The 10,710-nt window shown below is 67.0% G+C and carries 13 protein-coding genes and 1 tRNA gene; 8 read left to right on the forward strand and 6 right to left on the reverse strand.

The genetic code is table 11. The features are described 5' to 3' along the window. From groEL to ACILQR_RS13070, 3 genes are all read right to left on the reverse strand, one after another. A partial coding sequence (gene groEL / locus ACILQR_RS13060) for a chaperonin GroEL (RefSeq protein WP_395651838.1) occupies positions 1–1,038 on the reverse strand: 1,038 nt, incomplete at its 3' end. Positions 1,039–1,093: 55 nt separating this feature from the next. Continuing rightward, the gene (groES, locus tag ACILQR_RS13065) at positions 1,094–1,378 is read right to left on the reverse strand and encodes a co-chaperone GroES (protein WP_271146281.1); all 285 of its coding nucleotides are present in this window, start codon (positions 1,376–1,378) and stop codon (positions 1,094–1,096) included. 185 nt (positions 1,379–1,563) lie between these two features. Then, the gene (locus tag ACILQR_RS13070; RefSeq protein ID WP_395651839.1) at positions 1,564–2,925 is read right to left on the reverse strand and encodes a tetratricopeptide repeat protein; all 1,362 of its coding nucleotides are present in this window, start codon (positions 2,923–2,925) and stop codon (positions 1,564–1,566) included. A 176-nt stretch (positions 2,926–3,101) separates the two neighbouring features. Between ACILQR_RS13070 and ACILQR_RS13075 the strand changes: the two genes are divergently transcribed. Then, entirely contained in the window at positions 3,102–3,644 is a 543-nt protein-coding gene (locus tag ACILQR_RS13075) for a hypothetical protein (RefSeq protein ID WP_395651840.1), read from the forward strand. A 56-nt stretch (positions 3,645–3,700) separates the two neighbouring features. On the opposite strand, the gene pgi is transcribed toward ACILQR_RS13075, so the two are convergent. Next, positions 3,701–5,317: a glucose-6-phosphate isomerase gene (pgi, locus tag ACILQR_RS13080; protein ID WP_395651841.1), complete on the reverse strand. Its 1,617-nt coding sequence runs from the start codon at positions 5,315–5,317 to the stop codon at positions 3,701–3,703. A 105-nt stretch (positions 5,318–5,422) separates the two neighbouring features. Here pgi and ACILQR_RS13085 point away from each other — a divergent pair, with 105 nt between their 5' ends. Next, a complete protein-coding gene (locus ACILQR_RS13085; RefSeq protein WP_395651842.1) occupies positions 5,423–5,917 on the forward strand; it encodes a hypothetical protein in 495 nt (164 codons plus the stop codon). Between the two features lie 643 nt (positions 5,918–6,560). Here the strand turns inward: ACILQR_RS13085 and ACILQR_RS13090 are convergent. Further along, positions 6,561–6,636: transfer RNA gene (locus ACILQR_RS13090), tRNA-Ala, on the reverse strand. A 181-nt stretch (positions 6,637–6,817) separates the two neighbouring features. After that, the gene (locus tag ACILQR_RS13095) at positions 6,818–7,276 is read right to left on the reverse strand and encodes a TIGR02300 family protein (RefSeq protein WP_395651843.1); all 459 of its coding nucleotides are present in this window, start codon (positions 7,274–7,276) and stop codon (positions 6,818–6,820) included. 129 nt (positions 7,277–7,405) lie between these two features. On the opposite strand from ACILQR_RS13095, the gene aroA reads away from it, so the two are divergent. The 6 genes from aroA to ACILQR_RS13125 form a co-directional block, all read left to right on the forward strand. Further along, positions 7,406–8,728: a 3-phosphoshikimate 1-carboxyvinyltransferase gene (gene aroA / locus ACILQR_RS13100; RefSeq protein WP_395651844.1), complete on the forward strand. Its 1,323-nt coding sequence runs from the start codon at positions 7,406–7,408 to the stop codon at positions 8,726–8,728. Further along, positions 8,725–9,111, forward strand: coding sequence for a RidA family protein (locus ACILQR_RS13105; RefSeq protein ID WP_395651845.1), 387 nt, complete (start codon positions 8,725–8,727; stop codon positions 9,109–9,111). Before aroA ends, ACILQR_RS13105 begins: the two co-directional genes overlap by 4 nt. A gap of 4 nt (positions 9,112–9,115) precedes the next feature. Then, positions 9,116–9,409, forward strand: coding sequence for a type II toxin-antitoxin system RelE/ParE family toxin (locus tag ACILQR_RS13110; RefSeq protein ID WP_395651846.1), 294 nt, complete (start codon positions 9,116–9,118; stop codon positions 9,407–9,409). A gap of 22 nt (positions 9,410–9,431) precedes the next feature. Further along, complete coding sequence (locus ACILQR_RS13115) at positions 9,432–9,740, forward strand: addiction module antidote protein (protein ID WP_395651847.1); 309 nt, start codon at positions 9,432–9,434, stop codon at positions 9,738–9,740. Next, positions 9,740–10,384, forward strand: coding sequence for a (d)CMP kinase (cmk, locus tag ACILQR_RS13120; protein WP_395651848.1), 645 nt, complete (start codon positions 9,740–9,742; stop codon positions 10,382–10,384). Before ACILQR_RS13115 ends, cmk begins: the two co-directional genes overlap by 1 nt. A 167-nt stretch (positions 10,385–10,551) precedes the next feature. Next, positions 10,552–10,710, forward strand: a 159-nt coding sequence (locus ACILQR_RS13125) for a hypothetical protein (RefSeq protein WP_395651849.1), incomplete at its 3' end; no start/stop codon positions are given.

The raw sequence follows: 10,710 nt of genomic DNA on the forward strand, positions 1-10,710 counted from the left end.
GATGCGGGCCTCGATCTCGTCCTTGCCGCCGACGCCGTCCACGATGGTGGTGTCGTCCTTGGTGATGGTGACCTTCTTGGCCTTGCCGAGCATGTCGAGGGTGACGTTCTCGAGCTTGATGCCCAGATCTTCCGAGATCACCTGGCCGCCGGTCAGGACCGAGATGTCCTCCAGCATGGCCTTGCGGCGATCGCCGAAGCCCGGCGCCTTGACGGCGGCGACGCGCAGGCCGCCACGCAGCTTGTTGACCACCAGGGTGGCCAGGGCCTCGCCCTCGATGTCCTCGGCGATGATCAGGAGCGGACGACCCGACTGGACCACGGCTTCCAGGATCGGCAGCATGGCTTGCAGGCTGGTCAGCTTCTTTTCGAACAGCAGGATGAGCGGCTCTTCGAGTTGAACCTCCATCTTGTCGGCGTTGGTGATGAAGTAGGGCGACAGGTAGCCGCGGTCGAACTGCATCCCCTCGACGACGTCGAGTTCGGTCTCGGCGGTCTTGGCCTCTTCGACCGTGATGACGCCTTCGTTGCCGACCTTGTCCATGGCCTTGGCGATCATCTCGCCGACTTCGGCGTCGCCGTTGGCGGAGATGGTGCCGACCTGGGCGATCTCGGAGTTGTTCTCGACCTTCTTGGCCGAGGCCTTGATGTCGGCGAGGACGGCCGTGACGGCCTTGTCGATGCCGCGCTTCAGGTCCATCGGGTTCATGCCGGCGGCGACGGCTTTCAGGCCTTCCTGCACGATGGACTGGGCCAGGACGGTCGCGGTGGTGGTGCCGTCACCCGCCTTGTCGTTCGTCTTGGACGCGACTTCGCGGATCATCTGGGCGCCCATGTTCTCGAAGGCGTCTTCCAGCTCGATCTCTTTGGCGACCGAGACGCCGTCCTTGGTCGAGCGCGGGGCACCGAAGGACTTCTGGATCACGACGTTGCGGCCCTTGGGACCCAGGGTCACCTTGACGGCATTGGCGAGGACGTTGACGCCGCGCAGCATCTTGTCGCGCGCGTCGGTGTTGAACTGTACGATCTTGGCAGCCATTGAGGGCAGCTCCTAAATATTGATTTCGTTGAAGAAGGTCGAAGCGTCGGGGTGCTTACAGCACGCCCAGGACGTCCGACTCTTTCATGATGATCAGGTCTTCGCCTTCCAGCTTGACCTCGGTGCCCGACCATTTGCCGAACAGGATGCGGTCGCCGGCCTTCAGTTCGAGGGCGTTGACGACGCCCTTGTCGTCACGGACGCCGGGGCCGACGGCGATGACTTCGCCTTCCTGAGGCTTTTCCTTGGCCGTGTCGGGGATGATGATCCCGCCCTTGGTCTTGGACTCTTCTTCCACGCGCTTGACCAGCACGCGATCGCCGAGAGGACGAAACGCCATCTGTGTATTCTCCGATGTGACTTCTAAAAGTTTCCTCGTAACGCTCGGGGCCAGCTTTTGGCAGCCGGACCTCACGAGTGCTAACGCGAGGTGCAAGTAGGGGGGTGACACCCCAGCGTCAAGACGAGCGGATCGGCCGGGCTTGCGAATTTTCGGTGACGCGGAGCGGCTGCGACCGCGAAACGTCAGCGGGTACCTGCGATCTCGGGGCCTGCGGAAGGCGGAGCCTCCGCCGCCAGCCGCCAGCTGGCCTCGACCCGGCGCTCGAACAGGGGGCCGGCCCCGCGGACGCTGGTGCGCCAGTCGCGGCCGCCCCCTTCGCGCCCGATCAGCGCTGCGAGGGAGGTGCGGAGCTCGCCGAGAGCGTCCCCGGGCCGGTCGCGGGTCAGCAGGAAGCGGGCATAGCGGCTGGATTCGCCCAGGGTGTCGGGGTGGGCCGGGGCCAGGCGGCTGGTGGTGATGGCCCGGACGCGGCGATACAGGGCTTCGGCCTCATCCGACCGGTCGAGCGCGGCCAGAACGTCGGCGTGGCCTGCGAGGGTGTCGACGATGTCGGGACTGTCGGCACCCAGGCCTGCCTCCAGCAGCCGCTGCCCTTCGGCGAAGGCGACTTCGGCCTCGGCGTACTTGCCCTGATCGGCCAGGGCATAGCCGATGTTGGCGCGCACCACGCCCGTAAAGGGATGGTCAGGGCCGACGATATCGAGCGCCAGGGTCAGGGCCCTGCGGAACATGGCCTCGGACTTCCGGCCGTCCCCTTGCGTATGCAGATACCAGCCGTAGTTGGTCAGGCACTGGGCCAACAGCACCTTGTCCCCCGACACCTCGGCGACCGAGACGGCCCTGCGATACAGGGGATTGGCCTGCCGCCCCCGGCCGGTGCGACGCAGGGAGTTGCCCAGGTTGGACAGGACGATGGCCAGGTGGAAATCCTTGGGGCCGTACAGCACCTCATACATCCCCAGCACCTGGCGATACGCGGGATCGGCCTCGGCGTGCCGCCCCTGGGCCGATAGGGCGTTGGCGTACAGGTTCAGGGCGTCGGCGGTCTTCTCGTGGACCTGGCCGATGTTGACCCGGCGCAGGTCATAGCTGGCGCGGGCCGCGACCTCGGCCTCCTCGTTACGACCCAGGGAATCGTAGGCCTTGGCCTGGTCGTAGCGGAGCTGGCCCTCCTTCACGGGATCGCCGTCGGCGACGGCCAGGGCGCGGTCGAGCAGGGTCAGGGCGTCATCGTATCGGCCCTGGTCCTGACGCAGCCGGGCGAGGGCCCCCAGCGGTGCCACGGTCTCCGACAGGGCGACCGCCGCCTCGACGACGGTGGCGGCCTCATCGATCCTGTCGGCGTTACGAAGCGCCGTCGCGGCGGCCAGATAGGCCTCGACCGCGCCCTTGACATCGCCGCCGTCGGCCAGGGCTCGGGCGGCGGCGATCCCGCTGTCAGTCTGAACGGCGGGTCCCTGAACGACGGCGGCCCGGGCCGGCATCGACGACAGGACGGCGCAGGCCAGTCCGGCTCCGATCAGGATGGCGGGAAGTCGCGTCATTTCAGAGCCTTTCGCCCTGACGGTAGGGGGAGGCCCGGGTGCCGACAAGACCCGATCGACCGCCGCTCGATGAACGCCAGATGAATGGCATTCTGCAAAGACGTTCAGACTGGCCAAGCTAGACCTTATGCAACACCATCGGCGGGGCGCCGACGGGCTCTTGGAGGAGACCAGAAATGAAGATGTTCGCCAAACTCGCCGCCGTCGCCGCGCCGGCCCTGGCGTTGACCCTGCTGGCCGCCGCGCCCGCCGATGCCCAGAGCCGCCATCGCGACCGCAACGACAACACTGCCGAGAACGCGCTTCTGGGCGCCGTGGTCGGCGGGGTCGCCGGAGCGATCATCGGCAATGGCGACGGCTCCTATGTCGCGGGCGGTGCCCTGGCCGGGGCGGCGCTGGGCGCTGCGGCATCCAGCGACAACCGGTCCTATCGCGGCGGATCGTACAGCTACGGCTATGCGCCCGGCTATTACAGCAGCGGCTATGGCAGCAACTATGGCTATGGCTCCAGCTACTATGGCTCGGGCTACCGCGATGACTGCGGGTATCGCCGCGACGGCCGTTGCTGGCGCAATCAGGGTCACTGGGAGCGTGAGCACGGCATCAACAGCCGCGACGGCTATGACCGCTACGAGCGCCGCCAGTTGCGGGACGATCGCCGGGATCGCCGCGGAGATCGTCGGGACGACCGCCGGGACCGTCGCGACCGTCGCTGGTAGGTTCTCGATCCGTCGGGGTCAGGAGACGGGCGCTTCGGCGCCCGTTTTCATGTCGGTCAGCCCAGTAACCGCGTCAGCAGCCCGGCAGTCGAGGGATCAAGCGCCTCTGACGGTCCGCCCGCTTCGACGTCCTTCAGGATCGCCCTGGCCAGGACCTTGCCCAGTTCGACGCCCCACTGGTCGAAGCTGTTGATGTCCCAGATCACGCCCTCGACGAAGGTCTTGTGCTCATAGAGGGCCAGCAGTGCGCCCAGGGTCCGGGGGGTCAGCCGGTCCATGACGATCGCCGTCGAGGGGCGGTTGCCGGGGAAGGTCTTGTGGCTGGCCAGCCGGTCGGCCTCGACCGCGTCGGCCCCGGACGCCAGCAACTCGGTGCGCGCCTGTTCGGTCGTCTTGCCCAGCATCAGGGCCTGACCCTGGGCCAGGGCGTTGGACCAGAGGGGCGATTCCGGAGCATCCTCGTGGGTCTTCGCCACGATCACAAACTCGGCGGGCACCACCTGCGGGCCCTGGTGGATTTGCTGGAAGAAGGCGTGCTGGCCGTTGGTGCCGGGCTCGCCGAACACCACCGGACAGGTCTGGCGCGTGACGGCCGACCCGTCGCGATGCACGCGCTTGCCGTTCGACTCCATCTCGAGTTGTTGCAGGAAGGCGGGCAGGCGGCGCAGGGCGTGGGCATAGGGGGCAACCGTCCGGGCGGGCCGGTTCAGACCGTCCACGTTCCACACCTGGGCCAGGGCCAGCAGGACGGGCGCATTGCGGTCCAGCGGCGCGGCGACGAAATGGTTGTCCATCTCGGCCGCGCCCTCCAACAGGCCCTCGAACACCTCGGGGCCCAGGGCGATGACACAGCTCAGGGACACCGCCGACCACAGCGAGTACCGCCCCCCGACCCAGTCCCGGAAGGCGAAGGTGCGTCCGCAGCCGAAGGCCTGGGCGCGATTCGGCGCCGCCGTCACGCCGATGAAATGCCGCTCGCGGCCCGCCTCGGGAAGGGCCGCCGCCAGCCAGGCCTTGGCGACCTCGGCATTGGCCAGGGTTTCCTGGGTGGTGAAGGTCTTGGACACGACGATGACCAGGGTGGTCTCGGGATCGAGACCGATCAGGGCCTCGGCCATGTCGCGCGGATCGATGTTGGCGACGAACCGGAGGTCGATCGCAGGCTGCAAGGGGCGCAGGGCGTCCCAGACCACGCGGGGCCCCAGGTCCGAGCCGCCGATGCCGACGTGGACGATGGCGGTGAAGGCACGTCCGGTCGCGCCGGTCTCGGACCCCGACCGCACGGCGCTGGCATAGTCGGCCATGGCCCGGCGCACGTCATCCACCTCGGCCGAGACCGGTTCGCCCAGAGCCTTGTAATCCGAACCGATCGGCGCCCGCAGCGCCGGATGCAGCACGGCCCGGCCCTCGGTGGAGTTGATCGCCTCGCCGCCGAACAGCCGGTCGCGCGCCGCCTCGACCCCGGCCGTGCGCGCCAGTTCCAGACAGGCCTCGAACGCCGACGTCGTCCAGCTCTGTTTCGACAGGTCCAGATACAGGTCCGCCGCCTCGACGCTCATCCGCTCCAGCCGGGCAGGGTCGGCCGCGAACTGATCGACGATGCGGGCATCGGCGTCGCGCGCGGCAGCGGCGTCGAAGGCGGTCCAGTCGGCGTGGGAAGTGGCTGCGGGCATCGCGTATCCTTAACGGTTCTCAAGGTCTCGTTTACGGGTCAGGCGTATTCCGGTTCAATCGCTTTGTCCCTGTCGACTCCCGAAGTGATCGCGAAGGAGACCTCCATGTCCTGCGGCATCGCCCTGAGCCTGGCCCTGATGATGGGCGATCCCAATGTCGTCCTCGCCGCCGCCCAGCCCCCCGCCGTCGTCGGTGCCCCCGTCTCGGTGGCGACCGAGCCCCTGTTCATGGACATCGTGACCCGGTCCAGCGGGCTGAAGGCCGTGGTCGATGCCTGGAAGGCCGACGGTTCGGCGGATGCCTCCGGCTTCTTCGCCGGGGCCGATTACACCGCCTTCAAGTCTCGCGCCGTGGCCCTGTCGACGACCGACATGCAGGCCCATCTGATCCTCAAGGAGCGGGGCACCGACGGCGACCTGAAATGCATCCTGCGCGGCATTTCCGAGGACATCCCGAAAAAGCTCGAAGCCGTCGAGACCGCCGCCACCCCCGCCGCCCGCGCCGTGGCGCTGGAGGAACTGTCGTATCTGCTGAACGACAATGTCGAGGTCATCACCACCCCGCCCCAGCCCGACGCCCAGTCCGGCGTCCCGGGGTGAGCGTCAGGATGGGGCTGTTGGTGACTAGGTGTTCAGTCCCGAATTGTGTCTGCCTCCAGACGACGCTCTCTACCTCTTGGCTACCGAGGCTTTGAGCGTCTGCTCTGCATTCTTTAAGGCGGGCAAGCCCCACTCCTGCCGGAAGAGGTCGTATGTCCTCTGGACCAGCCAAAGGTCTCTCTTGACGGTAGGGGGCCGAACTCATTTCGGCGATCATCCCGGAATCGAGTGAAGTGGGTCCGGTTGAGCCCGTCGAGTCGCCTCTTCGCGACAGGGTGGCGCTGCGTGGCAAAGAGTAGGTCGTGATCGCCCGACTTTGCCTTCACCAGTGCGACGTGCCTGTCGAGAGCGTCTGCGAGTTCCAAATCGTGCGGGATCGCGTGAGCGGTTTCGCCTCGGCTCTCCAGTTCGTCCAGATCGCGCTCTTGCAAGACTCCTCAACGTTCGGCGTCTTTGCGTTGAGCGAAGGTCTTTAATCGGGGTTCACCCCGGCATCGGACTTGGCATTGCCAACAGTCCCCACGCTTCCGAAAACACGCCATTCTCGATGCAATTGCGCCATGCGAGTAACGGGCGCGCTGGTTCGAAAATGGTGAGAAGTTGGCCGGTCCCTTCAAACGCTTACCGCGTCTGAAGGGACCGATGGTGGAGCTTAGCGGAGTCGAACCGCTGACCTCTTGCATGCCATGCAAGCGCTCTACCAGCTGAGCTAAAGCCCCGAACCTGGGACAGACTGTCCTGGGTCGGATCGTCGGGTGTCCCCGGCGAGGCGGCGATACCTATGTCAGGGCGATTTCTCGATCAACCCCGCCAGGGCAGTTTATTTTCACCGGATCGAGATGCGGCTTGAGACCGGTTTTTCGACCGGCCTCAAGCATCGCGACCGCGCGGTACGCCGACTTACAGATCGTCGTCCTTGCCGCCCTTGGCCAGGTCCTCGTCGAAGGCGTCGTCGTCCTCGTCCTCGATGAAGGGGACGGAATCGTCGTCGTCGTCGGCCAGGACATCGTCGTCGCCGTCGGTCGAGCCCATGCCGGCTTCTTCGGACGGATCGGCGACCGCGTCATCCTCGTCGTCGGGGGTCAGGATCGGCTCGTGGCCTTCCTGGTCGATTTCGGGGGTGACGACTTCCTCTTCCTCGTCCTCGTCGCCTTCGGCCTTCTTGTCGACGACCTGATCTTCGGCGTCGTCAGCGGCGTAACCGCCCGGACGGCCGCGACGGCTGCGCAGCTTGATCGCCTCTTCGGGATCGAACTCGGTGTCGCATTTGGGGCAGTGGGCGGGGCGACGCGAAAGGTCGTAGAATTTGGCCTGGCAGTTCGGACAGACCTGCTTGGCGCCAAGTTGGGGATCGGCCACGGATGGGAGCCTTTGAACTGTGGGGGGGATTTCGGTCGCGTCCCTTGCCACTGTGGGAGGCCGCTGTCAAAAGCCCAGTTCCTCGGCGGCCCCGTTCGTCATGCCCCCAAAGCCCGACGGAGCAGCGCGATGACCTCCGCTTCCCTTCTCACCGCCCGCCCCGCAGCCGCCCTGAAGGGCTCCGTGCGCGCGCCGGGCGACAAGTCGATCTCTCACCGGTCGATGATTCTGGGCGCGATGGCGAGCGGCGTCACCGAGATCGAGGGCCTGCTGGAAGGCGACGATATCCTGGCCACCGCCCGCGCGGCCGAAGCTTTCGGCGCAACGGTCGAGCGGCTGGGCGACGGAAAATGGCGAGTGACCGGCCGTGGCGGTTTGCAGACCCCGCCCGGCGTCATCGACTGCGGCAACGCCGGCACAGGGGTGCGGCTGCTGATGGGGGCGGCAGCGGGCTATCCGATCACCACGACCTTCGACGGCGACGCGTCGTTGCGCAAACGGCCGATGAAGCGGGTCACGGGACCGCTGGCGTCGATGGGCGCACGGTTCGCCTGGAATGCAGCCGAGGACCGGCTGCCGGTGACGGTGACGGGCGGAGCCCTCACAGCGATCGACTTCGTCCAGAGCGTGGCCTCGGCCCAGGTCAAGTCGGCGATCCTGCTGGCCGGGCTGAACGCGATGGGCGTGACCTCGGTCACCGAGCCGGAGAAATCCCGCGATCATACCGAACGAATGCTGCGGGCCTTTGGCGCGGCCGTAGACGTCGAGGAAGACGGCGAGGGCTGGATCGTTCGTCTGGCGGGCGGTCAGGCCCTGACCGGGACGACCGTGGCGGTGCCGGGCGACCCGTCCTCGGCTGCCTTTCCGCTGGCGGCTGGGCTGATCGTACCGGGATCCGTGGTGACGGTGGAGGGGGTCATGCTGAACACCCTGCGCACCGGCCTGTTCGACACCTGGATCGAGATGGGCGCCGACCTGACCATCACAAACCGCCGCGTCTCGGGCGGCGAGGACGTCGGCGACATCACGGCCCGCCACTCGGCGCTGAAGGGCGTGGTCGTGCCGGAGGCGCGCGCCGCCTCCATGATCGACGAATACCCCATCCTGGCCGCCACCGCCGCCTTCGCCGAGGGGCGGACGGTCATGCGCGGCGTGGGCGAGATGCGGGTCAAGGAAAGCGACCGCATCGCGCTGATGGTCAACGGCCTGCGCGCCTGTGGCGTCGCGGTCGAGGAAGAGGCTGAGGGGTTCATCGTCACGGGCGGGCCTGTCCCCGGCGGCGCGACCGTCGCCACGGCCCATGACCACCGTATCGCCATGAGCCATCTGGTGCTCGGCCTGGCGGCCCAGGCCCCGGTCTCCGTGCTCGACCCCGAGATGATCGCCACCAGCTTCCCGGGCTTCGTCGAGATGATGCGAGGGTTGGGCGCAGACGTCACCGAGGCCGGATGACCCGCCGCCTGATCTCGTCCGGCTCCACCTTCGAGGCCGAGATCGGCTATTCGCGGGCGGTGGTCGACGGCGACTGGGTCTTCGTCTCCGGCACGACCGGCTTCGACTACGCCGACATGACGATCGCGGACGACGTCGCGGTCCAGACCGAACAGACGCTGAAGAACATCGGCGCGGCCCTGAACGAGGCCAGGGCGTCCTTCGCCGACGTGGTGCGAGTTCGCTACATCCTGCCCGAGGCCGCCGACTTTCCCGCCTGCTGGCCCGCCCTGCGCGCCGTGTTCGGTGATGTCCGACCCGCCGCCACCATGATCCAGGCCGGCCTCGCCGACCCGCGCATGAAGATCGAGATCGAGGTGACGGCGCGGATCAGGGCGGATTGACAAAATGTCGCCTATAGACGACAGTAATTCTGTAAAGGTCGAACTCTCAACTCGCTTTGTCGCATGGCGAGACGGGCTGCGTGATCGTTTGGCCGTGGCGAAGATCGCCTCACGGATCCTGGGGCTCAAGCGCGGCCATTGGGGAGACGTGAAGCCGGTTGGAGACGGTGTTAGCGAGTTGAGAATCCACCCCGGCCCCGGCTATCGCATCTATTTGACCCGTCGCGGCGCGGACTGGATCGTTCTGCTGTGCGGCGGCGACAAGGACAGCCAGGCCCGTGACATTGCTACGGCGTAATCCATGGCCTCGGAGTTTAGAGATGCCGATTGAAAATATCCCTTTCGACGCCGCCGATTGGCTCGATACGCCCGAAATGGTTGAGGCGTTTCTGGTCGAGTCATTTGAAAGCGCGTTCGAGCTCGATGACCCCGGCATGATTTCCGAGGCTCTCGGCGTCGTCGCTCGGGCCAAAGGCATGACCAAAATGGCCGAGGATGCGAACCTCTCCCGCACCGCGCTTTACCGCGCCTTGAGCGATCAGGGGCGGCCGGAGCTGGCGACCATCTTCAAGGTGATGCAGGCGCTAGGCCTGCGGCTCGCCCCCGTTCGCGTGGATACCGCCGCCTGATGGATTTCGTGATCGCTGTCGATGGACCCGCCGCGTCGGGCAAGGGGACCGTCGCCGCGCGGCTGGCGCGGACCTATGGGTTGCCGTTCCTGGACACGGGGCTGCTGTATCGCGCCGTCGGCATGGGCGTGCTCGACGCATCCGGCGACCTCGACGACCCGGTCGCGGCCGAGGGCGTGGCGCGGGCGCTGGACGCGGCGGGCCTGTCGGACGACGCGCGCCTGACCACCGGCGAGGCCGGAGAGGCGGCCAGCCGGATCGCGGGCTATCCGGGCGTGCGCGCGGCCCTGCTGGACCTGCAACAGGCCTTTGCCCATCAGCCGGGCGGCGCGGTGCTGGACGGACGCGACATCGGCACGGTGATCGCACCCGCCGCGCCCGCCAAGCTGTTCGTCACCGCAACGCCCGAGACCCGCGCCACCCGCCGCTGGAAACAGCTGACCGCCAAGGGCGACGACATTTCCTACGAGGCCATGCTGGCCGATATCCTGAAGCGTGACGAGCGTGACGCCGGTCGGGGCGCGGCCCCCATGGTCCAGGCCGACGACGCGGTCTTGCTGGACACGACCGATATGGATATAGAGACCGCCTTCGATGCGGCCCGCCGTATCGTCGAGGCGGCGCGCGTTCGACACGGTCTCTAGGCCGCCCGAACAAATCCAACGCTCCCATCCTCGGCTTCCGCGGGCGTCCTGCTTCATCTGTTTCGGGTGAGACTCGCCTCGACGCGACTTGATTTCCAACTTCTCCTTCACCTCGCGCGGGGCCATCCGGTCACGCGCCATAGCCCTTTCGGAAACGCCACAGCTTCATGTCTGATACCCTCAACCCCACCCGCGACGATTTCTCGGCGCTGCTCGACGAACAACTGCAAGGCCGCGATCTCGGCGAAGGCCAGGTCGTTCACGGCCGCGTCGTCGGCATCGAAAAAGACATCATCATCATCGACGTCGGTCTGAAGACCGAAGGC

The sequence above is a fragment of the Brevundimonas sp. genome (assembly GCF_044239655.1).
Taxonomy (GTDB): domain Bacteria; phylum Pseudomonadota; class Alphaproteobacteria; order Caulobacterales; family Caulobacteraceae; genus Brevundimonas.